This is a genomic window from Pseudomonas sp. Eqa60, assembly GCF_018326405.1.
GTDB classification, from domain to species: domain Bacteria; phylum Pseudomonadota; class Gammaproteobacteria; order Pseudomonadales; family Pseudomonadaceae; genus Aquipseudomonas; species Aquipseudomonas protegens.
The window spans coordinates 3713785-3736598 of the sequence record NZ_AP024342.1 but is presented as its reverse complement, the minus strand read 5'-3'; the positions used below and the strand labels follow the sequence as shown (position 1 = coordinate 3736598).

General features: G+C 64.0%; 16 protein-coding genes and 1 pseudogene. 8 read left to right on the top strand and 9 right to left on the bottom strand.

Annotated features, from left to right (window positions below; all coding sequences use genetic code 11):
- Nucleotides 1-2: 2 nt before the first annotated feature.
- Nucleotides 3-3053, bottom strand: a complete 3051-nt coding sequence (gene fdnG, locus KI242_RS16930; RefSeq protein ID WP_212805368.1) for a formate dehydrogenase-N subunit alpha — start codon at nt 3051-3053, stop codon at nt 3-5.
- A gap of 510 nt (nt 3054-3563) precedes the next feature.
- Nucleotides 3564-4478, bottom strand: a complete 915-nt coding sequence (locus tag KI242_RS16925) for a LysR family transcriptional regulator (RefSeq protein ID WP_011061517.1) — start codon at nt 4476-4478, stop codon at nt 3564-3566.
- A 269-nt stretch (nt 4479-4747) separates the two neighbouring features.
- Here KI242_RS16925 and KI242_RS16920 point away from each other — a divergent pair, with 269 nt between their 5' ends.
- A complete protein-coding gene (locus KI242_RS16920) occupies nt 4748-5770 on the top strand; it encodes a zinc-dependent alcohol dehydrogenase family protein (RefSeq protein ID WP_011061516.1) in 1023 nt (340 codons plus the stop codon).
- A 212-nt stretch (nt 5771-5982) separates the two neighbouring features.
- Nucleotides 5983-7629, top strand: coding sequence for a phosphoglucomutase (alpha-D-glucose-1,6-bisphosphate-dependent) (gene pgm / locus KI242_RS16915; protein ID WP_212805367.1), 1647 nt, complete (start codon nt 5983-5985; stop codon nt 7627-7629).
- A gap of 73 nt (nt 7630-7702) precedes the next feature.
- On the opposite strand, the gene KI242_RS16910 is transcribed toward pgm, so the two are convergent.
- Nucleotides 7703-8398 carry a pirin family protein gene (locus KI242_RS16910; RefSeq protein WP_041118416.1) on the bottom strand — a complete coding sequence of 232 codons (696 nt, stop codon included), beginning with the start codon at nt 8396-8398 and terminating at the stop codon, nt 7703-7705.
- A gap of 275 nt (nt 8399-8673) precedes the next feature.
- Here KI242_RS16910 and KI242_RS16905 point away from each other — a divergent pair.
- A pseudogene (locus tag KI242_RS16905) lies at nt 8674-11138 on the top strand (UvrD-helicase domain-containing protein).
- Nucleotides 11139-11183: 45 nt separating this feature from the next.
- Here KI242_RS16905 and KI242_RS16900 read toward each other — a convergent pair.
- The gene (locus KI242_RS16900; RefSeq protein WP_011061512.1) at nt 11184-11453 is read right to left on the bottom strand and encodes a DUF1652 domain-containing protein; all 270 of its coding nucleotides are present in this window, start codon (nt 11451-11453) and stop codon (nt 11184-11186) included.
- Between the two features lie 277 nt (nt 11454-11730).
- On the opposite strand from KI242_RS16900, the gene KI242_RS16895 reads away from it, so the two are divergent.
- From KI242_RS16895 to KI242_RS16880, 4 genes are read left to right on the top strand one after another with little or no spacing between them, the layout of a single operon-like run.
- On the top strand, nt 11731-12546 hold the full coding sequence (locus KI242_RS16895; protein WP_015635772.1) for a helix-turn-helix domain-containing protein: 816 nt from the start codon (nt 11731-11733) through the stop codon (nt 12544-12546).
- Between the two features lie 51 nt (nt 12547-12597).
- Nucleotides 12598-14004, top strand: coding sequence for an FAD-dependent oxidoreductase (locus KI242_RS16890; RefSeq protein ID WP_011061510.1), 1407 nt, complete (start codon nt 12598-12600; stop codon nt 14002-14004).
- Nucleotides 14005-14061: 57 nt separating this feature from the next.
- Nucleotides 14062-14403 (top strand): cupin domain-containing protein, encoded by a 342-nt coding sequence (locus KI242_RS16885; protein WP_011061509.1) that lies wholly within the window; start codon nt 14062-14064, stop codon nt 14401-14403.
- Between the two features lie 47 nt (nt 14404-14450).
- A complete protein-coding gene (locus KI242_RS16880) occupies nt 14451-15542 on the top strand; it encodes a polyamine ABC transporter substrate-binding protein (protein ID WP_011061508.1) in 1092 nt (363 codons plus the stop codon).
- 162 nt (nt 15543-15704) lie between these two features.
- Here KI242_RS16880 and KI242_RS16875 read toward each other — a convergent pair whose 3' ends face one another.
- From KI242_RS16875 to KI242_RS16855, 5 genes are all read right to left on the bottom strand, one after another.
- The gene (locus tag KI242_RS16875) at nt 15705-16466 is read right to left on the bottom strand and encodes an SDR family oxidoreductase (RefSeq protein ID WP_125062353.1); all 762 of its coding nucleotides are present in this window, start codon (nt 16464-16466) and stop codon (nt 15705-15707) included.
- Nucleotides 16463-17845 (bottom strand): aspartate aminotransferase family protein, encoded by a 1383-nt coding sequence (locus tag KI242_RS16870; RefSeq protein WP_212805366.1) that lies wholly within the window; start codon nt 17843-17845, stop codon nt 16463-16465. Before KI242_RS16870 ends, KI242_RS16875 begins: the two co-directional genes overlap by 4 nt.
- A 78-nt stretch (nt 17846-17923) precedes the next feature.
- Nucleotides 17924-18739: a molybdenum cofactor biosynthesis F family protein gene (locus KI242_RS16865; protein ID WP_123473601.1), complete on the bottom strand. Its 816-nt coding sequence runs from the start codon at nt 18737-18739 to the stop codon at nt 17924-17926.
- 87 nt (nt 18740-18826) lie between these two features.
- Nucleotides 18827-19501, bottom strand: coding sequence for a helix-turn-helix transcriptional regulator (locus KI242_RS16860; protein ID WP_011061504.1), 675 nt, complete (start codon nt 19499-19501; stop codon nt 18827-18829).
- A gap of 175 nt (nt 19502-19676) precedes the next feature.
- On the bottom strand, nt 19677-21011 hold the full coding sequence (locus KI242_RS16855) for an aspartate aminotransferase family protein (protein WP_019095320.1): 1335 nt from the start codon (nt 21009-21011) through the stop codon (nt 19677-19679).
- Nucleotides 21012-21295: 284 nt separating this feature from the next.
- On the opposite strand from KI242_RS16855, the gene KI242_RS16850 reads away from it, so the two are divergent.
- Complete coding sequence (locus tag KI242_RS16850; protein ID WP_011061501.1) at nt 21296-22783, top strand: aldehyde dehydrogenase family protein; 1488 nt, start codon at nt 21296-21298, stop codon at nt 22781-22783.
- The last annotated feature ends 31 nt before the right edge of the window (nt 22784-22814 follow it).

Sequence of the window (22814 nt, the reverse complement as noted above, 5' to 3'; positions counted from 1 at the left end):
CGTCAGGCCTTTTCCACGTTCACCAGGAACGCTTTGTATTCCGGGGTGTTGGTGTTGGAATCGCCGACGCCCGGGGTCAGGGTATTGGCCAGGAAGCCCTTGCGGGTTGCACCTTCGTAGCCCCAGTGGCAAGGAATGCCGATGGTATCGACCGGCTGGCCGTCGATCTGCAGGCGGCGGATGCGTTTGGTCACCACCGCCTTGGCCTTGATGTAGCCGCGCTTGGTGCTGACGCGCACCAGGTCGCCCTGGACGATGCCTTTTTCCTGGGCCAGCACTTCGCCAATCTCGATGAACTGTTCCGGCTGGATAATCGCGTTGAGCCGGGAGTGCTTGGTCCAGTGGCGGAACAGTTCAGTGATCGAATAGGTAGTGGCCACGTAGGGGAATTCCTCGCGGCTGCCCATGCGCGTTCGGTCACTGTCGTACAGCCGCGCCGTGGGGCTCTTGCTGACGTTGGGGTGCAGCGGGTTGTGCGCCAGCGGGCTTTCGGTGGGCTCGTAGTGCTCGGGAAACGGGCCGTCGTTCATGGCGCCCACCGAGAACAGCCGGCCCAGGCCCTCGGGGAGCATGATGAACGGGTTGGCCTGGGTGCCCGGCGCCAGGTTGACCGGGAAGTCCGGCACATCGATGCCGCTCCAGCGACTGCCGTCCCAGCCGATGATCTTGCGTTGCGCATCCCAGGGGTTGCCTTGCGGGTCGGCCGATGCGCGGTTGTAGAGAATCCGCCGGTTCTGCGGCCAGGCCCAGGCCCAGCCCGGGGTGCAGCCCAGGCCGCTGTCGGCGTTGTCGCGACGGGCCATCTGGTTGCCGGCCTCGGTCCAGGAACCGGCGAATATCCAGTTGAAGCAGGCGGTGCTGCCGTCGTCGCGCAGTTGGCCGAAGTTGTCCAGCAACTGGCCCTTGCGCAGGATCAGGTTGCCCTGGTCATCACTCACGTCGGCCAGGGCGTAGCCGTTGGATTGCTTGGCCACTTCCTCGGGAGCGGGGTCGTAGGGGTCGCGGTAGTCCCAGGCCATATTCAGCACCTGCTCGGGGCAGGCGCCGCCTTCGCTGCGGTACAGCTCGCGTAGTTTCATGAACAGGTGGCCGAGGATCTTGCCGTCGTGCCAGGCCTCGCCGGGTGGCGCAGCGCCGGCCCAGTGCCACTGCAGCCAGCGCCCGGAGTTGACGATCGAGCCGTTTTCCTCGGCAAAGCAGCTCGAGGGCAGGCGGAACACTTCGGTCTGGATCTGCGCCGGGTCGACATCGTTGGACTCGCCGTGGTTCTGCCAGAAGCTCGAAGTCTCGGTGGCCAGCGGGTCGATGATCACCAGGAACTTGAGCTTGGCCAGCGCCGCGGCGGCCTTGTTCTTGTCCGGGAAGGCGGCAATCGGGTTGAAGCCCTGGGCGATGTAGCCGTTGACCTTGCCTTCATACATGCGGTTGGAGAAGTTCAGTACGTCGTAGCTCTCGTCCCACTTGGGCAGCCAGTCGAAGCCCCATTGATTGTCACGGGTGGCCTTGTCGCCGTACAGGCTCTTCATCAGGCTGATAAAGAACTTGGGGGTGTTCTGGTAGTAGTTGACCTGGCCGGGCAGTTGGGCGTTTGGGGTCGTTTCCTTGAGGTAGGTCGCCAGGCTGGCCTGGTTGTCGGACGGCAGGTTCATGTAGCCCGGCAGGCGCTGCGAGAGCAGGCCAAGGTCGGTGTAGCCCTGGATATTGGAGTGCCCGCGCAGGGCATTGACGCCGCCGCCAGCCATGCCGATGTTGCCCAGCAGCAGCTGGATCATGCCCGAGCCGCGGATCATCTGGGCGCCGGTGGTGTGGTGTGTCCAGCCCAGGGCATAGAGGAAGGTCGCGGTCTTGTCCGGCACGCTGGTGCTGGCCATGATCTCGCAAATCTCCAGGAAGTCGGCCTGGGGCGTACCGCAGATCTGGCTGACCCGCTCCGGGGTGTAGCGGCTGACATGCTGCTTGAGCAGGTTGAGCACGCAGCGCGGGTGGCTCAGGCTCAGGTCGCGGCGGGCGTGACCTTGTTCGTCCAGCTCGTAGGCCCAGGAGCTGCGGTCGTAGCGCCGAGCCTTGGCGTCGTAGCCGCTGAACAGGCCGTCATCGAAGCGGTAGTCGCTGCGCACGATCAACGAGGCGTTGGTGTAGGCGCGCACGTATTCATGCTGGATGCGATCGTTGCTGAGCAGGTAGTTGACCATGCCCATGAGGAAGGTCACGTCGGAACCGGCGCGCACCGGCGAGTAGATATCCGCCACCGCGGCGCTGCGGTTGAAGCGCGGATCCACCACGATGACCTTGGCGCCATTGCGGATCTTGGCCTCGATCACCCACTTGAACCCCACCGGATGCGCCTCGGCCGGGTTGCCGCCCATGATCAGCACCACGTTGGCGTTCTTGATGTCGACCCAGTTGTTGGTCATGGCGCCACGGCCGAAGGTCGGGGCCAGCGCCGAGACCGTCGGCGCGTGGCAGACCCGGGCCTGGCTGTCGGTGCCGAGGATGCCCAGGGCGCGGGTGAAGCGCTGGTCGAGCGAGCCGGTCTCGCTGCTGGCGGCCGACGAGCAGAGCATGCCGGTGGACAGCCAGCGATTGACCGTGACGCCCTTGGCGTTTTTCTCGATGAAGTTGGCGTCGCGGTCGTCCTTCATCAACCGCGCGATGCGTTCGATGGCGTAATCCCAGCTGACCCGCTGCCATTGGTCCGAGCCCGGGGCGCGGTACTCGGGGTACAGCAAGCGCTGCTCACTGTGGATGTAGTCGACCAGGCCGGCGCCTTTGGGGCACAGCGAGCCGCGGCTCACCGGGTGGTCAGGGTCGCCTTCGATATGGAAGATCCGCGCCTTGGCGTTCTTTGCGCCATCGCCCAGGCTGTACATCAGGATGCCGCAACCGACCGAGCAGTAGGTGCAGTTGTTGCGGGTTTCCCTGGCGCGCAGCAGTTTGTACTGGCGCGACTGGCTGGCATTGGCCGTGGTGGGCGCGAAGCCCAGGGATACGGCGGTGGTGGCCACGGCACCGGCTGTACAAAGTTTAAAGAACTGTCTTCTGCCAAGTGTCATGACGCATTCCTTATGCAGGCATTTTTCAATCACGGGTGATCAGGCAAGGTGGCAAGGGCCACTCTTTTAATGGGGGGCACAACGCGTGTGGAATAGAACGGCAAGTCTTGTGCTGATTCTGCTGTGTGCCGGCGATTTTATGGGCCGCTTGCGTAGGCGGCTAATAGGCTGGGTCGATGGTCTGATAGGTCTTGTCGATGAAGGTGCTGAACGCTTCGAATAACCCGTCGAAGTATTGATCTGGATCAAAAAATGGCCGCTAAAACAGACTGTTGGCGTTACGCAATACGACCAAAGTCACTGCCGGGCACGACTAAAGTTTTCTCGGGGCGGGTGGTGAAAGGGCTCAAGGCGTGGGGGTGGCCGTCTGCAGACTCCTTGAGGGGCAGGGCAGGTGCGCGACCCTGCTGGGCAGGACAGGGCAGAGCATCTGTCCAAGGGTGTCCTACGTGGTACAGGGCCGCGGAGTCTGGGGGCGTTTCGGTAGATCAGTGAGCCGTTGGGGAAGGCTCAGAGGCTGTCGGGGTCGCCGAAGAACATCTGAATCCGCGAACGCAACCAGCGCTCCCCTGGATCGTTGTCCTGTGAGCCACGCCAGGCCATGTGCAGCTCAAAACTTCGCACCGGCAGTGGCGGATCTTCGGCGCGTACGCCGCCGGCGGCAGTGAGGGCGTCGGCGGTGTAGTCGGGCACGGTGGCAAGGATGTCGGTGCCGGCCAGCAGGGTGCTCAGGCCGTTGAATTGCGGTACGGCGAGCACGACGTGGCGCTTGCGTCCGAGCTTCTCCAGCTCCTCATCGATGAACCCGCTCAGGTCCCCGGCGAACGACACCAGGGCGTGGGGGCGGGCGCAGAAGTCGTCCAGGGTCAGGGGGCCGGGCACGGTGTCGGCCCGCAGCAGTTTGGGCAGGCTGCGGCGCAGGACCTTGCGCTTGGCGTTGGCCGGCAGGTCGGCGGTGTAGCTGACGCCGATGGATATTTCGCCGGAGGCCAGCAGCGCGGGCATCAGCAGGTAGTTGGCGCGGCGTACCACCAGCACGATGCCCGGGGCTTCGGCGCGCAGGCGTTTGAGCAGCATCGGCAGCAGGGCGAATTCCACGTCGTCGGAAAGACCGATACGGAATACGGCGGTGCTGGTGGCCGGGTCGAATTCGGCGGCGCGGCTGACGGCGGTGGAGATCGAATCCAGGGCCGGCGAGAGCAGGGCGAAGATTTCCACTGCCCGGGCCGAGGGCTCCATGCTGCGCCCGGTACGCACGAACAGCGGATCGTCGAACAGGTTGCGCAGGCGCGACAGGGCTGCACTGATGGCCGGCTGGCCGAGGAACAGCTTCTCGGCGGCGCGGGTCACACTGCGTTCGTGCATCAGTGTTTCGAATACGATCAACAGATTCAGGTCGACACGACGCAGGTCATTACGATTCATCTGGAGTCCTGGCAGAGTCAGCGAGCTTGACGGGAGCGACCATATCGGAACAATGGCCGGCGTGAATCTTACGGGGAAAGGCTGGTACTCTGCATCGGCTAAATGTTGTTTGTTTGTAGCCGGGCAAGGTTCGAGCACGCTGTACGCCCCGATTTTCAAGGGCACGAAATCAATGCCAGGCATGTCGACTATTAATAGGCACTGATAGTCTTGCTTGCAAAGCCCGGATAAAGTTCGCGGCATTAGAGGTTAATTTGACGAGGTTTGCGATGTCCCGCACGATTCGTTTTCACAAGTTTGGACCGGCCGAGGTGCTCAAATGCGAAGAGCATGCGGCCTCGTTGCCTGCGCCAGGCGAAGTGCAGGTACGAGTCGAAGCCATCGGTATCAGCTGGTATGACGTGCTCTGGCGGCAGAACCTGGCGTCGTCCCATGCGCGCCTGCCCTCGGGCCTGGGGCACGAAATGGCCGGTGTGGTCACGGCCGTGGGCGAGGGCGTCGACGACCTGGCGGTAGGTGACAAGGTGGCGAGTTTTCCCGCCGAAAGCCCCAACGATTACCCGGTGTATGGCGAGCTGATCGTCCTGCCGCGTTCGGCCCTGACCCGTTATCCCGATGTTCTCAGCCCGATCGAGGCTGCTGTTCATTACACGCCGCTGCTGATCGCCTATTTCGCCTACGCCGACCTGGCGCGGGTCAAGCCGGGGCAGTTTGCCCTGGTCACGGACGCCAGCCATTGCGCCGGGCCGTCCTTTGTCCAGTTGGGCAAGGCCCTGGGTGTGCGGGTGATTGCCGCGACCAAGACCGCTGAAGAGCGTGAATACCTGCTGTCCCTGGGTGCTGAGAAGGTGATTGTCACCGAGGAACAGGACCTGCTGATGCAGATCAACAAGCTCACCGACAACCGCGGCGTCGACGTGGTGTTCGACGGCCTGGGCGGCCCGCAGATGTCCATGCTCGGCGATGTCCTGGCGCCCCGTGGCAGCCTGGTGCTCTATGGCCTGCAAGGCGGCAACCAGACGCCGTTCCCGGCCTGCGCGGCGTTCCAGAAGAACATCCAGTTCTTCGTCCATTGCATCGGCAACTTCACTGGCAAGCCGGAGTTGGGAATTGTCCAGGATCAGGTCGCGCTGCAGCGTGCGTTGCGCGACATCAACCAGCTCACCGCGGACCGGGTGCTGCTCCCCCTGAAGACCCGGGTATTCGCGTTCAACGAATTTGTCGAGGCGCACCGCTACATGGATGAATGCCCATGCCGCGAACGGGTCGCGCTTCAGGTCGAACCGGTCTGATCCCAACGCCAGGCAAAGCCTGGCGTTTTTTATTGCCTCGATTTGCCGGCCCTTGCGCCGGCTTTTTCGTTTTCTCCCTGGGAATCCTTTTTACCGGCAAGCCGGCTGCCGCATAAAAGGGCCGGGGCGCCGGGATAGATTCCATCGCGCTGCGGTCAAACTGCCAGTAAACTGCGGCCCATTTCCGAACCATCCTTTTCCAGAGGTTTTGCATGACTCTCAGTCCTTTTGCGGGCAAACCGGCACCGGCTGAATTGTTGGTCGACATCCCGCGACTGGTTACGGCTTATTACACCGGTCAGCCTGATGCATCGGTGTCTACCCAGCGTGTGGCCTTCGGCACCTCCGGGCACCGTGGCAGCTCGTTCGATCTGAGTTTCAACGAATGGCATGTGCTGGCCATCAGCCAGGCCATTTGCCTGTACCGCGAATCCCAGGGCATCGACGGCCCGCTGTTTGTCGGCATCGACACCCATGCCCTGTCGACCCCGGCCGGGGCCAGCGCCCTGGAAGTGCTGGCGGCCAATGGCGTGACCGTGATGATTGCTGCCGGCGACGAGTACACCCCGACCCCAGCGGTGTCCCACGCCATCCTCTGCTACAACCGTGGGCGTACATCGGGCCTGGCGGACGGCATCGTCATCACCCCGTCCCATAACCCGCCACAAAGCGGCGGCTACAAGTACAACCCCACCAACGGCGGCCCGGCCGACACCCACATCACCAAGTGGATCGAAGCCAAGGCCAATGAACTGCTGGCAGCCAAGCTGGCCGGGGTCAAGCGCATCAGTTACGAACAGGCGCTGAAGGCCGACACCACCCATCGCCACGATTACCTCAACACCTACGTCGCCGACCTGATCAATGTCATCGACCTGGACGCCATCCGCAACGCCAAGCTGCGCCTGGGCGTGGATCCGCTGGGCGGAGCAGGGGTGCGCTACTGGTCGGCGATCGCCGAGCACTACCGCCTGGACCTGGAGGTGGTGAACAAGCAAGTGGACGCCACTTTCCGCTTCATGTCGGTGGATTGGGACGGGCAGATCCGCATGGACCCGTCCTCCAGCTACGCCATGCAGGGCCTGATCGGCCTCAAGGAACGCTTCGACGTGGCCTTCGCCTGCGACCCCGATCACGATCGCCACGGCATCGTCACCCCGAGCGGCGGCCTGCTGGCGCCGAACAACTACCTGGCGGTGTCCATCGATTACCTGTTCCAGAATCGCCCGCAATGGCGCGCTGATGCCGCGGTGGGCAAGACCGTGGTCAGCAGCGGCCTGATCGACCGGGTCGCTGCACGCCTGGGCCGCCGTCTGTATGAAGTGCCGGTGGGCTTCAAGTGGTTTGCCGATGGCCTGTTCGACGGCTCACTGGGCTTTGGCGGCGAAGAAAGCGCCGGCGCCTCTTTCCTGCGCCGCGACGGTGGCGTCTGGAGCACCGACAAGGATGGCCTGATCCCGTCCCTGCTGGCGGCGGAAATGACCGCGCGTACCGGTCGCGATCCGAGCCAGGCCTACCGCGCCCTGTGCGACGAGCTGGGTGAGCCGTTCTCGGTCCGCGTCGATGCCAAGGCCAACCCGCAGCAGAAGGCCCTGCTCAGCAAGCTGTCGCCACAGCAGGTGACTTCGACCCAATTGGCCGGCGAACCGATCCAGCAGATCCTCAGCCATGCACCGGGCAATGACCAGGCCATTGGCGGCCTGAAAGTCATGACGGAGAACGGCTGGTTCGCCGCACGCCCGTCGGGTACTGAAGACATCTACAAGATCTACGCTGAAAGCTTCATCGGCGACCACCACCTCAAGCAACTGGTGCAGGAAGCCCAGACCCTGGTGGACACCGCCATCAGCGGCAACTGACCGACGCTCCGGGCCCGTCAGACAAAAAAAGGGGCGGCCATCACGGTCGCCCCTTTTTATTGGCCGCTGTATTTCACGCCAGATCCACCAGCACGATCTCGCTGTCTTGCAACGCCGTCACCCGCAGCACCGGCTCATTCTCAATCGCGATGCCGTCTCGAGCTTCGGCGCGCAAGCCGTTGACTTCAATCGCGCCAGTCGCCGGAACCAGGTAAGCCCGGCGCCCGTCGTCCAGGTGATACTCGGCCGTTTCCCCGGCCTTCAGGTTGGCCGCCACCAGCCGCGCATCGGCGCGAATCCGCAGGCTTTCCTCATCGCCAGCCTTGCCACTGGCCAGGGTCACGAAACCTTCACGCTGGCCCTTGGGAAAAGGCTTGGCACCCCAGGAAGGCGCAGAGCCTGCCTGGTTGGGGATGATCCAGATCTGGAATATCTTGGTTGGCGTGGCTTCCAGGTTGTACTCGCTGTGGGCGATCCCGGTGCCGGCGCTCATCACCTGCACATCACCGGCTTCGGTGCGGCCCTTGTTGCCCAGGTTGTCCTGGTGGCTGATGGCCCCTTCGCGAACGTAGGTGATGATTTCCATGTCCCGGTGCGGGTGCTGGGGGAAGCCGGTGCCAGGGGCGATCACATCATCGTTCCAGACCCGCAGGTTGCCCCAGTGCATGCGCTTGGGGTCATGGTACTCGGCGAAGGAAAAATGGTGGTGGGCATCCAGCCAGCCGTGGTGCGCGCCGCCCAGGGAGCTGAAAGGTCTGAGTTCAAGCATGATCTTCTCCTCATTAAGGGCTCGTCATGGCACGTTATACCCGGGCCAGAAAACGATAACCGTTGGTTGATGGCGAGCATCTTTCATCAGCTATAGATCGATAAAAAGCGCAAAAAATGCCGTAATCCAATCGTAAAATTAGATGATTATTTTGTCGCAAAGTTGGTGTTAAACCTTCGGTTCATCGCTTAAGTTAATGACCTGCAAGCAATTGGCTGGATACCGTGGAACAATCCGCCGAAGATTACTGCTCAGCCTCACACCCTGGAGTCCGCGTGTCGCAACACACCCCCGATCTGCCTCCCGAGCTTTTGCCCCTGGCCCAGATGCCCTTGTTGAAACGCCTCGCGGCGCGCTTCTTCGGCCATGGCCTGAACCGCCTGCGGGCCCAGCATCGGGCTTCCTGGCTGCATGGTCAGGCCGATGGCTTTCGCAGTGGCCACACTGCCGGCGTGGAATACGGCTACCAGGAAGGCCGGCTTGAGGGGCTGGAGGAAGGCCGCCAGGTGCTGTTGATCCGCGACAGCCGCAACACCGAGCACCGCCCGCCCGGGGTGGATGACCGGCTGTTCGATGACTGGCGCCTGCCGTTGAGCGCCGAGCTGAAAAAGCGCTTCAAGGCCGATGTCGCCCGCCTGCTGCCCGTCGCCGCGCAGCCCAGCGCCGCGCAGTGGAAGATGATTTTCAGCGACACGCCCGCCACCGCGGTGATCGCCGGGGCCGGGGCCGGCAAGTCAACCTCGCTGGTGCTGCGCCTGCTGCTGTTGCATCACTATCTGGGCTTCGAACTGGACGCCATGACCGTGGTGACCTTCACCCGGGAGTCGCGCAAGGATTTCATCACCAAGCTCACGCAAGTCTTTGCCCTGTGGGGGCGGCAACTGGGCGCCAGGGAAGCCCGGGAGCTGGTGCGGACCTTCCACTCGCGGATCCTGCCCATGGTCCGCAGCCTGCCGGGCTTCGAGCGCCTGCAGGCCTTCGAGAACCTCAGCGATCGGCTCCAAGGCGGCGAAGACGAGGTGGACAGCAACCCATTCGATCTGCGCATCAACGACGCCCAGCGCCGGCACCTGAATGCCTGCTACCAGGCACTGTACCGCGATGACCCGCGCTTTCGCCTGGCGTTGCAGCCGTTGGTGCGCCACGCCCTGCAGCTCAAGGAACTGGAGCGCGATCACCCTGACGTGCAAAAGCGCATGGCGGTGACCGAACTGGCGGCCAAGCGCGATGAAGAGCTCTGCGACACCGTGGAGGACCTGTGGTTTCGCGCGGGCGCCTGGCCGATCAAGGGCATCGAGCCGCAGCGCCAGCGGTTCGAAATCAACGGTGCGACCTTTCACAGCCATGGCTATTGTGCGGAGCTGGACGCCTGGGTGGTGCTGGGTTTCGACCCGCGCGAGAGCCCGCAGCTGACCCGGCCCGGGGCCAAGCTGACGGTGCGGGCGGAGTGGGCTGTAAAACGCACCCTGTTTCAAGCTTTTTGCCGTAAACCATTGATTTGGCTTGATAGTTACGAAGCTTCAAAGCGTTCTGCCGGCGCCTTTTCGGCCCAGGTCAATGGCGGTCCGGGTTTCGATTACAAGGTCAAGGGTGAGCTGGCGTCGGCGCCGCTGCTCGATTGCTTTGTCGCCGCCGCAGGCTTTATCGAGAACCTGGGCTTGGAAGTGGGCGATGCCGTCGCGGGCATGAGTTTTGCCCAGGACGATCCGGACCGGTTTTTCTTCGAGGCCCTGAGCCTGTTCTGGCGAGCGCTGGAGGACCATCTGCTGGATCAGTCGCCGCCCATCATGAGCTACAACCGTATGTTCGCCCTGTTCAGCGAGCGCTCGCCGGAGAACTTCAAGCTGCTCAGCGATGCCTGCCTGCGCCCGATGTCACACCTGATGATCGACGAGTTCCAGGATGTTTCGCCGCAGATCGTTTCCTGGATCAGGGCCAGCCTTGCGGCGATCCGCAGCCGAGGCGCCGCCTTGCACATCGGGCGCGCCGCCCAGCATTCCTCGCTGCTCTGCGTCGGTGACGACTGGCAGTCGATCTACGGCTGGCGGGGCAGCTCGCCCAAGTACTTCATCGAGTTCAACAAGGAGTTCCCGTCCCGGGCACCACCCGGGTCATGCTCAGCGAGAACTACCGCAGCCATCAGCATGTGATCGATGCCGCGGAGCATATTGTCCGCGCGGCGCCGGCCATTGCCGGGAAGAAGGCCAAGGCCAGCGGCGAAGCTACAGAGCTGTGGCCGGTGCAGGTGCTCGATCGCGATGATCAGGGCCTGGCCCAGCGTCTGGCTGAGCACTATGAGCAGGGTGATTCGGTCTTGATGTTGTTTCGAAAAAGTAGTGATAAGTTATTGGTTGAAAACGTTATTTCACAAATAGTTAATGTTGATTCTAGTCTGCCTCCAGGGTCGCGACGCCTGAAACAGCTGACCTATCACAGCGCCAAGGGACTGCAGGCGGATGCGGTATTCCTGCTGGGCGACTGCCAGCACCTGAGCAGTTCGCCGTACAAGAACCAGGTCTATCGCATGGCCGGGTTGGGCAAGGACGGCGATGCCGAGCCCTACGACAGCGCACAAAAGGACGAGATCCTGCGGCTGGCCTATGTGGGCATCACCCGGGCGGCCAAGCATTGCTACTGGTATGTGGACCGCCAGGAAGGCCCCTCGGGCAATGCGCCCAAGGCTTCGGACCGGGTACCGCGAGACAAGCCGTACTTCCAGGACTTGCGCCAGGCGACATGAAAAAAGCCCGCTGGCGAGGCGGGCTTCGGGTGAGGCAGCGGGGCTTCAGGCCTTGAGTGCCAGGGACGGGGAAAAGGCCTCCAGCTCATCTTCCACCGCCTCGATTATTCGTTCGACATCCGCAGCGCTCATCACCGTGGCACAGGGAATGCCGGCGATGGCGATCATGGTTTCGCCGCTGGCGCGATCGAAGAGCCGGGCGATCATGCTGCCGGGCGCATCCATGCTGGCTTCGAAACCCATGGGATGAAAATGCCATCGCATCAGCTGGCAGGCGTTGGGAAAGGTGACTTTACTGGCCCAGACTCTGTTCATCGGTGGCCCACCTTGATTCATTGAGCGCTTCCTTGTGCTCGCGGTAGGAACGACCGGATCGTCAATGACCCGATCGGTTGAGGTTTTAAAAATAGCATTGGCTTGTGACGGTTCGCAGTTTTTTTGCCCACCGTCCGGCGGTTCACTCACGGATTATTGATGCAAGTCATGTCATCTCCCAGGCACCCCCCGGCGGCTGCCGTATCTGGCCGGCGGCCGGTCGTTGAAGCCCTTGGCGAAGTTCGGCAAGCTGCGCCTTTTCCTGTTCGAGAAACCTATGTCTGCCCCCGATGACGGGCCGCTGCACACCCAGGCCACCGGTGAAACCGTGATGCGCTACCACCTGTGCTGGAAGTACCGGGACCTGGATGGAGTAATGGCGCTGTACCACCCGGACATCCAGTACAACGACTTTTTCCAGAACCGTACCCTGGGCCTGGAGGAACTGCGCGAATACGTGCGGGCCAGCATGCCCCGGGCTCCCGACGAGGCCCTGGAGCACAGCGATCGCATCCGCCTGGATGGCAACACCGCGTTTATCCAGTACCAGGTGACCCTGCGCGGCGGCCAGGGCCTGGTGTCATTTCGCTCCAGTGAAGCGATCACCGTGCGCGACGGGCTGATCTGGCGGGTCAACGAGTACGCCTCACTGGTCCGGGAGCCGGCACCGAGCAAGTCCTCCGCCAGACTGCGCCCGGCGGCCAGCCGGCTGGGGCTGTCGCCGCGCCAGTTGAGTTTCATGGCCGAGGACCTGCAGCAGTATTTCCAGCGCCAGCAGCCGTATCTGGACCCCGAGCTGGACCTGCAGCGGGTGTCCCGGGAATGCGGTTACAGCCGCAACCAGATTTCCTACCTGCTCAATCAGGTGCTGGGGCAGAGCTTCTACCGCTACGTCAACCAGGCGCGCCTGCAGCATCTGCTGGCAGCGCTGGACCAGGCCACGCCGCCGCTGCGCATCGACGAGCTGGCGTTTGCCGCAGGGTTCAACTCGCTGTCGGCCTTCTACAGCTGTTTTCGCCAGCACACCGGCCAGTCGCCCAAGGCCTACGCCAAGCAAATTTCTTTGCGTGCACGCGCGCAAGACAGCCCCTGAGGCCAGGCACTAGGATCGCCGCATTCGAAATTCGGGTTGCGGAGTGCTTGCATGCCAGCGTGGCGCAGTATCAGTTTGTGGATGGACCAGCTCGACGAGCCGCTATTGCCGCGGCCGCAGCTTGCGCAAGACCTGGACCTGGACGTGGCGATCATCGGCGCCGGCTATACCGGGCTGTGGACCGCCTATTACCTCAAGCGCCAGGCGCCGCAGTTGAATATTGCGGTGATCGAAGCGCAAACCGCCGGTTTTGGTGCCTCGGGCCGCAATGGCGGCTGGCTGATGGGCAACCTGCTGGGAGAAGACCGGCTGCTGGCCGCTCTGTCGCCGCAGCAGCGCCGGGCCTCCTTCGATCTGTTGCACGGCATCCCTGATGAAGTGGCCAATGTCATCGAACGTGAGGGCATCGACTGCGATTACCGCAAGGGCGGGGTGCTGTATTGCGCCGCCCGCTACCCGGAGCAGGAAACCAGCCTGCGCCACTATCTGGACAAGCTCTATGCCCAGGGCCTGAACCAGGACGACTACCGCTGGCTCAACCCCGAGCAACTGGCCCAGCAGATCCGCCTGGCCAAGCCCTATGGCGGTATCTTTGCCCCGCATTGCGCCACCATCCAGCCTGCCAAGCTGGTGCGCGGCCTGGCCCGGGCGGTTGAGCGCCTGGGGGTGACCCTCTATGAAAACAGCCCGGTGACCCATTGGCAGTCCGGCAGCCTGCAGACGGCCCAGGCTTCGGTGCGCAGCCGCTGGATAGTGCCGGCAGTGGAAGGCTATTCGGTCACCTTGCCGCCCCTGGGCCGCTACCAGTTGCCGGTGCAAAGCCTGCTGGTGGCCACCGAGCCGCTGGCGGAGTCCGTCTGGGAAGAAATCGGCCTGAGCCAGGGCCAGGCCTTCAGCGAAAGCAGCCGACAGGTGACTTATGGCCAGCGCTCCATGGACAACCGGCTGGTGTTCGGTGCCCGGGGCGGCTATCAGTTCGCCAGCAAGCTGCGCCATGACTTCGACCTGACCCGTGACGAAGTGGAACTGCGCCGCTACCTGTTCGGCGAGCTGTTCCCGCAACTCAAGAACGTGCGCATCAGCCATTCCTGGGGCGGCAACCTGGGCATGTCCCGGCACTTCAAGCCGCATATGCTCTGCGACCGGCGCAAGGGCATCGCCCTGTCCGGCGGCTATGGCGGCGAGGGCGTCGGCGCCAGCAACCTCGGCGGCCGGACCCTGGCGGACCTGATCCTGGAACGCGACAGCCCTCTGGTACACCAGCCCTGGGTCATGCCCGAGTGCGGCCTGGAGGCCCTGCGGGCCTGGGAGCCGGAGCCGTGCCGCTGGCTGGGCTACAACGCGATCATTCGCAGCTTCGTCCACGAGGACCAGACCCTGGCCAACCCGGCCTCGGCTCCATGGCGGCGCAGGATGGCCAGCCGGATCGCCGGCTTCATGGAAGGTTTCATGCACTGAGCCGGCCTCTATGTACCGAACGCTGTCCGTTCGGATTTTCCGTCGAAAGGTAGAACCATGAGCATCACCCAATTCAAGCAAACCGCCACCGCCATCCTGGCCGAATCGGCACCAGTGGCGGTGCCCCTGGGCACTCCGGTGGCCGTGACCTCGGTGACCGCCGTCGAACGCAACGACGGGGTCGAGACCGGCATCTGGGAATGCACCCCGGGGCGCTGGCGGCGGCAGATCGTGGCCCAGGAGTTCTGCCACTTCATCCAGGGCCGTTGCACCTTCACCCCGGACAACGGCGAAACCCTGCACATAGAAGCCGGCGATGCACTGATGTTGCCGGCCAACAGCACCGGGATCTGGGATATCCAGGAAACGGTGCGCAAGACCTACGTCTTGATTTTCTGATCCCTTGATTGCCTGCCAACAACAAAACCAGCCACAGGTATCGACTCATGATCCGCAAGACTTGCGCGTTGCTATTGCTCAGCCCGTTGTTCCTGGCCACGTCCCTGGCCCAGGCCGATACGGTGAAGATCTACAACTGGTCGGACTACATCGCCCCGGACACCACCAAGGCCTTCCAGAAGGAAACCGGGATTGGTTTCACCTACGACGTCTATGACAGCAACGAGACCCTGGACGGCAAGTTGATGACCGGAAAATCCGGGTATGACGTGGTGTTTCCTTCCAACCACTTCATGGCCCGGCAGATTCAGGGCGGGGCACTGAAGAAGCTCGACAAGAGCCAGTTGCCCAACTGGAAGAACCTCAACCCGGTGCTGCTCAAGGCCCTGGAGGTCAACGACCCGGGCAACCAGCACGGCTTCCCCTACCTCTGGGGCAGCACCGGCATTGGCTACAACGTGGCCAAGATCAAGGAAGTGCTGGGCAACGATGCCCCACTGGATTCCTGGGACCTGATCTTCAAGCCCGAGTACATGCAGAAGCTGCAGAAGTGCGGGGTGGCGATCCTCGACAACGGCCCGGAACTGATCCCTACCGCTCTCAATTACCTCGGGCTGGCGCACCACAGCAAGAACCCGGCTGACTACAAGCAGGCCGAGGCGTTGCTGATGAAGGTCCGGCCTTATGTCAGCTACTTCCACTCGTCGAAGTACACCAGCGACCTGGCCAACGGCAATATCTGCGTGGCGGTGGGATTCTCCGGCGACATCCTGCAAGCGGAAAGCCGTGCCAGGGAGGCGAAGAACGGGGTGGAGATCGGCTACTCGATTCCCAAGGAAGGCTCGCCGATCTGGTTCGACATGGTGGCCATGCCAGTGGATGCCCCGGATGAGCAGGCCGGCTATGCCTTCATGAACTACCTGCTGCGCCCCGAAGTGATGGCCGGCGTGAGCAACTACGTGCACTACGCCAATGGCAACCTGCAGGCCGACAGCCTGATCGACCCGGCCATCAAGAACGACACCAAGGTCTATCCGAGCCCGGAAATGATGGACAAGCTGTTTGCCCTGGAGGCCATGCCGCTGGACATCGACCGCATCCGCACCCGCCTGTGGAACAAGATCCGCAGCGGCAGCTGACCTGACCCTTCGTAGGAGCCGGCTTGCCGACGAAGAGGGCCTCAAGCCCTGTGTTGCGCTCGGGGTCGCCTTCGCTGGCAGGCCAGCTCCTACGCCCGTCGTTCTCCCTGGAGGGCGCCAGCCGGTCCGCCTCTTAGGTGCCGGTGTGGAGGGCGGCAGTTTCTATAGCTGGGTGTTTTCCGGGAGCAGGGCGCCGCCATCCACCACCAGGGTCTGGCCGGTGATATAGCCCGCTTGCCGTGACGCCAGGAACAGCATGGCCCAGGCAATATCCTCGGCGCTGCCCAGGCGCTTCAGGGGAATGCTCGAAGCCAGGGTCGAAGCGTCGCCGAGATTGTCCATGGCCTGGGTGGCAATCAGCCCGGGCTCCACGCCGTTGACCGTGATTGCATATTCCGCCAGCTCCAGCGCGGCAGCGCGGATGAAACCATTGACCCCGGCCTTGGAGGCCGCGTAGTGGGCGAGCCCGGGAATCGCCGTGCGCGGGCCGGTGACCGAGGAGGTGATGACGATCCTCGGCTGCTGGGACCGACGCAACGCCGGCAAGGCGGCCCGGGTCAGCCAGAAGCAGCTTTTCAGGTTCACCGCCAGGGTGCTGTCCAGGGTTTCATCCTCCAGTTCGGCCAGCTTCTGCATCGGAAAGATCGCGGCATTGTGCAGCAGCAGGTCGAGGCCGCCGAAGGCCTCCAGGGTTGCCGCCACTGCCTGTTCGGCGGCATTGCGGGTGCCCAGGTCCACAGGCAGCAGTTCGGCGGTGCCGCCGGCTTGGCGAATCAGCCGCAGGGTTTCATCGCCTGATGCCGCGCTGCGGGTCGCCAGCATGACCCTGGCCCCCTGGGCGGCGAACAGTTGGGCGATGGCCCGGCCGATGCCCTGGCCGGAACCGGTGACCAGGGCGATGCGCCCACGCAGATCCTGGTTCATGAGCCTGCTCCTGGCAGAACCTGGGCCAGGCACTGGTCCAGCAGGCGGTTGTGCAGGTCGACCTGCGCCTCGCTGGCGGTCGGGCACAGCAGCGCCATGTTGTGGAACGGCGTCAGCAACACCCCGCGATTGAGCAGGTACAGGTGCAGATAGGCTTCGATCAGCCCATGGCGGGCATGATGGGCCTCACCGCCGTTGCGCGGAGGCTGCTGCATGAACAGGTATTCGACCCGGGCACCGATGCGGGTCACGTGCCAGGGCAGGCGGTGCTTGTGGATGATGGCTTCGACCCCGGCCCGCAGGCGCTCGGCGAGATGGAACATATGGGCGTAGCTGGCCTCGTTCATCACTTCGCTGAAGGTGGCGCGCATGGCCGCCATCTGCAGGGCGTTGCCGGCCAGAGTGCCGCCGAAGCCGAAATGGTTGATCGCCTGGCCCGGCTGGAAATGCGGCAGCACCTGCCAGATCCGTTCGGCCATGGCCTGGCTGGCGCCCCAGACCGCCGTGGGAATGCCACCGGCGATGGATTTGCCGAGAACGAAGAAATCCGGCTGCAACCCGTGCTCGCCGCAATAGCCGCCGGGGCCGCAGGACAGGGTATGGGTCTCGTCGATGATCAGCGGCACCTCGTAGCGCCGGGTCAGCTCCCGCAGGCCATCATGAAAGCCCGGGGCTGGCGGCACCATGCCGACGTTGGTCATGAAGGGTTCGGTGAGTACCGCGGCCACGTCGCCATGGGCCAGGGCCGCTTCCAGGGCCGGCAGGTCGTTGAACTCCACCAGCCGCGTGGTGGCCTGGTGCTGCAGGCCGTTGGGGTGCACGCCGTCCCGCGGGATCATCTGGCCCTGGGCGTCGAACTCCACCTGGGACTCGTCGACGCTGCCGTGGTAGTTGCAGTTGAACACCAGGACCTTCTGCCGCCCGGTGATCATCCGGCACAGGCGCAGGACAAAACGGTTGGCGTCGGTGGCCGAGGTGGTGACCTGCCAGTAGGGCAGGCCAAAGCGCCGGGTCAGTTCCTTGCCGACCCACAGGCTGTCGGCCGTGGGCAGCATCAGGGTCGAACCATGCAGTGCCTGTTCGGCGATGGCAGCGGCGACCGCCGGTTGGGCGTGGCCGAACATCGCTCCGGTGTCACCCAGGGCAAAGTCCACGTAGTGATGACCGTCGCAATCGGTGAGGGTCGCGCCCTGGGCGTCGGCCACCATGATCGGGTAGGAGCCGGGCCATTGCTGCATCCAGTGCAAGGGCGCGCCGTACAGCCAATGCTGGAGGTTTTCCTGGTAGAAAGCGCCGGAGCGCGGGTGTTTCTCGGCAAACAGTTGCAGTTCGGTCTGGTAGCAACTGGCGACGCGTTGCAGATCGAGGCCCAGAGTCATGGCAGTGTCCTGTGAGGAAGAGGGCTGGCTGGCCCAGGTGCCGGCCTGGGCCGGCAGCCTGGAGCCAGGGGGCGGGTATCAGCGGTGCCGGGTACGGTTGAGCACCTCTGCCAGGGCTCCCACCGGAAAGTTGGCGGCGCTGCTGAAGTCGGCACCCTGGTAGCCGAAGATCTTGCCGTCGCTGCGACCGGCCTTGAGGTCGATCAGCACCAGGCCCAGGGTCGGGACGATCTTTTCTCGCCAGACGAACAGGTACAGCTGCTCGGCGATCTTGTAGTAGTGGCAGCGGTCGGTATCCGCCAGCCCCTGTTCGACGCCCCGCAGGCATTGCCAGCTGTAGAAGTTGGCATTCAGGTAGATGTGCTCGTAGGCCTCGCTGGCGCTGTAGATGTACTGGTTGCGCAGGCCCACCAGTTCATCGGTGGGTTCATGGCGTGGCGTGCTGGTGGTGACCGGCGTGTCGATGGCGCCGTGGAGAAACTGGGCCTTGACCGAGGTCAGCTCGCCACCGGCCAGGGCCCGGCTGAACAGGTCGACGCTGGATTCGGCCTGGCTGGGCATCTGCCCGATGACGGCGCTGAAGCATTGCTGCTCAAGGTCCAGGACCAGGCTCACCGAGTGGATCTGCCCCTGTTCGTGCTTGAGGAAGTCCACCAGGTAGATGCCGGGGCGCAGGCAGGTTGCGCGATAGGGCAACTCGGCGCCGGCCGCTTCCCCGACGTTGTTCCAGCGCAGGGTGTGGGCGGCGAAATGGTGTTCGATCTGCCAGTGGTTGTCGAAGTGCAGGGTCAGGTGGCGACCGGCCAGGTCGTCGACCGCCGGGAGGATGTGATTGTCTTCGGCAAAGCCATCGGCGAGGGCTCCGACGGTGATCCATTCAGGTTGCGGGTTCATGGCAAGGCTCTTGTCAGCAAGGAGAGCTGCATGTTCGGCCGCCAGCCCCGGGTTGCCCATCAACCTTATGGTTGAAGTGCCCGGGCTTTACAGGAACAGCGCTCTGACCAGCTCCGTACGGTTACTGGCGCCGACCTTGCGGAACAGGTTGATCAAGTGGGTCTTGACCGTGGGCAGGCCCAGGTCCAGGCGCCGGGCGATGGTCTTGTTGTCTGCGCCGTCGCGCAGCAGCCAGGCGATTTCCCGCTCCCGGGGTGTCAGGCCCGACAGGCGCTCATCGACCTGGGACCAGGGCGCCAGGGCCGCAATCTCCAGCAGGCCTTGCAAGGCATGCAGGGTGCCCAGTTCCTCCACGCTGAAGTGCCCCAGCCCGACGTCGCGCAGCAGCGACAGGCCGGCGACCGGCCGTTCGCCATCGCAGGCCAGGATTTCCACCACATCCAGTACCCCATGGCGCTGCAGGAACCCCTGATAAACCTCGCTCTCGTGATGGCCCTGGTGGGCCATGCCCATGTGCAGAGACAGCACCGGGCGCCCCGCCGCGGCGCAGTGACGAGGTTGCAGGGGGTCGTAGTGGCGAAAGTGCTGCAGGTAGGCCTGGTGCATCTGCTCCGGCATGCGGTACAGCGAAAAATCCCGGGCCTGCAGTTGGGCATCGATGCGGTAGAAGGCGCAGAGGCTGGCGGGTACTACCCGGGTGAAAGCGGCGATGCAGCGGTGGCCCAGTTCATGGGGGCCGGGCAGGGAGGCGGGTGCGTTCATCGGATGGCTCCTGGCTGCACCTGGGGCAGTGGCTCGGTGAAAGGGGCGCAAGGACGTGGATTGATCCTGTCCGGAACCCGGACTGCCACAGTGAAACCCTGCTGGGCGTGCCTGGCAAGCCTCCAGCGCCGCAAGCTGCGATCGTGATTGCCTCGATCGCAGCTTGCTGCCGGGGTTAGCGGCGGGCCTTGCTCAAGCCTTCGGCCAGGGCGTCGACTATGGCATCGGCCTGTGCCTGCTGGATCACCAGGGGCGGCGAGAGAATGATCTTGGTGCCCACCGGGCGCACCATGACCCCGTTGTCCCGGGCGATCTGTGCCACCTGATTGGCGTAGCCGCTCATGGGGTCGATGGGTTCGCGGGTGGTCTTGTCCGCCACCAGGTCCAGGGCCAGCATCAGACCCTTGCCGCGCACTTCGCCGACGGTGTCGAAGCGCTCGACGAAGGGCTGCAGCTTGTCGAGCATGTAGTCGCCCATTTTCGCGGCGTTGGCCGGCAGGTCCTCCTTGACCACGATGTCCAGGCACGCCAGGGCGGCGGCGCAGGCTACCGGGTGCCCGGAGTAGGTGTAGCCATGCATGATGGCCCCGGTGAAGTTGGCGTTCTTCTCGAAGGCTTCTTCGATGCGCCGGTTGACCACCGTGGCGCCCAGGGGGATGTAGCCCGAGGTGATGCCCTTGGCCAGGCACATGATGTCGGGCTTGACGCCCCACAGGCGGCTGCCGAACATCGAGCCGCTGCGACCGAAGCCGGTGACCACTTCGTCGGCGATCAGCAATACGCCGTACTTGTCGCAGACTTCACGGATCAGCGGCCAGTAGTTGGCCGGTGGCACTATCACGCCGCCAGCGCCCTGGATCGGCTCGGCAATGAAGGCGGCGACGGTGTCCGGGCTCTGGAACTGGATTTCCCGCTCCAGCAGGTCGGCGCAGATCTTGCCCAGCTCTTCCGGGTCCTGGCTGTAGGGGTTGCGGTACAGCCAGGGGGTATCGATGTGGTAGCAGCCCGGCAGCAGCGGCTCGTAGTTGCGGCGGAACACCGTGTTGCCGTTGACCGAGGCGCCGCCGAAGTGGGTGCCGTGGTAGCCCTGGCGCAGGGAAATGAACTTGGTGCGGTCGGCCTGGCCTTCGAGCTTCCAGTACTGGCGGGCCAGCTTCAAAGCGCTTTCGATGGCGTCCGAGCCGCCGGAGCTGAAGGCCACCCGGCGCATGTCCTCGGGTTCCAGCAGGTTCATCACCACCCGCGACAGTTCTTCAGCCCGGGGATGGCTGACCCCGTCGAACAGCTGGAAGTATTCCAGTTCATCAAGTTGCGCGGTGATCGCCGCCTTCACTTCCTTGCGGTTGTGGCCGACGTTGACGTTCCACAACCCGGCAACGCCATCCACCAGCTGGTGGCCCTTGTCGTCATACACATAGCAGCCGTCGCCACGGACGATGCGGATCGGCTCGCGTTGCTTCATTTCGTTGGGGTGCAGCATGGGGTGCCAGAAACGGCTTGGTTCGCTCACGTTGAGTCTCCTGATAACGCACGGACAGCGTGGAGATATTAGTGCGTCATTTATGCGCCCCTGGCTTGCCTCTGTGTGCCAGGGCACTTGACCCAGGCTGCCAGTGGCGGGTTTGCGGGCCTGTTCGCTGGTAAATGGCGCGCACCTGCAGGGGCTGGCTTGCCAGCGAAGGCCCTGGCGGGGCTGGCAGCCAGGGCCAAGTTTCGCGGCAGCCAGGGTCAAGACGGCGTGCGTCTTTGCGCTCAAAGTCCATCTCGAACTAGGTCTACCTGCGAGGATTCAAGATGAGCGTTGCCATCGACCCACGTGTCGCTGCATTCATAGACAGTCAGCATGGCCTGCTGATCGACGGTCACAGCCAGCCGGCCCTCAGCGGTGCGCGGATGGCGGTGTACAACCCCGCCAGTGGCGAACAATTGGCCGAGGTCGCGGCAGCCGCCCAGGCCGATATCGACCTGGCGGTGAACGCCGCACGTCGGGCCTTCGAGGGGAGTTGGAAGGCGCAGCGCCCCGCCGACCGCGAGCGCCTGCTGCTGAAGCTGGCGGACCTGCTGGAAGCCAATGGCGAGGAACTGGCGCAGTTGGAAACCCTCAACAACGGCCAGTCGATCCACCTGGCCCGGGCCCTGGAGGTGGGAGCGGCCGCAGAGTTCACCCGCTACATGGCCGGCTGGGCCACCAAGATCGAGGGCAAGAGCCTGGATGTTTCCATCGCCGCAGTGCCCGGGGCGCAGTACCGGGCCTACACCGTGCCGGAGCCGGTGGGCGTGGTGGGGGCCATCGTGCCGTGGAACTTCCCGCTGCTGATGGCCATCTGGAAAATCGTTCCGGCCCTGGCCTGTGGCTGCACCGTGGTGCTCAAGCCGGCGGACGAAACCCCGCTGACCGCGTTGCGCCTGGGCCAGTTGTGCCTGGAAGCGGGGATCGCCCCCGGGGTGGTCAACGTGGTCACCGGCAGTGGCGCCCAGGCCGGCGCGGCCCTGGCCGCCCATTCGGGAATCGACAAACTGGCGTTCACCGGCTCGACCCAGGTGGGCAAGCTGATCGGCCATGCCGCGGTGGACAACATGACCCGTTTTTCCCTGGAGCTGGGCGGCAAATCGCCGGTGATCGTGCTTGACGACTGCGACCCGCAGACCGCCGCCGCCGGCGCCGCCGGGGCGATCTTCTTCAACCAGGGGCAGGTGTGCACGGCGGGTTCGCGGCTTTACATCCAGCGCCGTATCTATAACGAGGTGCTGGAGCGCCTGGTGGCCATTGCCGGGTCCCTGAGCATCGGGCCGGGGCTGGACGAGCAGGCACAGATCAATCCGCTGATTTCCGCCAAGCAGCAGAAGCGCGTGCTGCAGATGGTCCAGCGCGGAGTCGAAGAGGGCGCCCGGCTGCTCTGTGGCGGTGTCGCCCATGGCGAGCGGGGCTTCTATGTGCGCCCGACGGTGGTGGCCGATGTGCACGCCGACCAGCAACTGGTGCGCGAGGAGATCTTCGGCCCGGTGGTGGTGGCCACGCCGTTCGACACCCTGGACGAAGTGGTGGGCCTGGCCAATGACAACCAGTACGGGCTGGGGGCGAGCATCTGGTCCAACGACCTGGGGCGGGTCATGCAGCTGATTCCGCAGATCAAGGCCGGCACTGTCTGGGTCAACACCCACAACATGCTGGACCCGTCGATGCCCTTCGGTGGCTACAAGCAGTCGGGCATCGGTCGCGAGATGGGCCATGCGGCCATCGAGGCCTACACCGAGAACAAGTCGGTGTGCATCGCTTATTGAGCCGAACGCCTTCGCCGGCCAGCCGGCCCCT

Coding starts and splice junctions, on each gene's coding strand:
- fdnG (WP_212805368.1), bottom strand. CDS start 3,053: ATGACACTTGGCAGAAGACAGTTCTTTAAACTTTGTACAGCCGGTGCC.
- KI242_RS16925 (WP_011061517.1), bottom strand. CDS start 4,478: ATGAATCGTAATGACCTGCGTCGTGTCGACCTGAATCTGTTGATCGTA.
- KI242_RS16920 (WP_011061516.1), top strand. CDS start 4,748: ATGTCCCGCACGATTCGTTTTCACAAGTTTGGACCGGCCGAGGTGCTC.
- pgm (WP_212805367.1), top strand. CDS start 5,983: ATGACTCTCAGTCCTTTTGCGGGCAAACCGGCACCGGCTGAATTGTTG.
- KI242_RS16910 (WP_041118416.1), bottom strand. CDS start 8,398: ATGCTTGAACTCAGACCTTTCAGCTCCCTGGGCGGCGCGCACCACGGC.
- KI242_RS16900 (WP_011061512.1), bottom strand. CDS start 11,453: ATGAACAGAGTCTGGGCCAGTAAAGTCACCTTTCCCAACGCCTGCCAG.
- KI242_RS16895 (WP_015635772.1), top strand. CDS start 11,731: ATGTCTGCCCCCGATGACGGGCCGCTGCACACCCAGGCCACCGGTGAA.
- KI242_RS16890 (WP_011061510.1), top strand. CDS start 12,598: ATGCCAGCGTGGCGCAGTATCAGTTTGTGGATGGACCAGCTCGACGAG.
- KI242_RS16885 (WP_011061509.1), top strand. CDS start 14,062: ATGAGCATCACCCAATTCAAGCAAACCGCCACCGCCATCCTGGCCGAA.
- KI242_RS16880 (WP_011061508.1), top strand. CDS start 14,451: ATGATCCGCAAGACTTGCGCGTTGCTATTGCTCAGCCCGTTGTTCCTG.
- KI242_RS16875 (WP_125062353.1), bottom strand. CDS start 16,466: ATGAACCAGGATCTGCGTGGGCGCATCGCCCTGGTCACCGGTTCCGGC.
- KI242_RS16870 (WP_212805366.1), bottom strand. CDS start 17,845: ATGACTCTGGGCCTCGATCTGCAACGCGTCGCCAGTTGCTACCAGACC.
- KI242_RS16865 (WP_123473601.1), bottom strand. CDS start 18,739: ATGAACCCGCAACCTGAATGGATCACCGTCGGAGCCCTCGCCGATGGC.
- KI242_RS16860 (WP_011061504.1), bottom strand. CDS start 19,501: ATGAACGCACCCGCCTCCCTGCCCGGCCCCCATGAACTGGGCCACCGC.
- KI242_RS16850 (WP_011061501.1), top strand. CDS start 21,296: ATGAGCGTTGCCATCGACCCACGTGTCGCTGCATTCATAGACAGTCAG.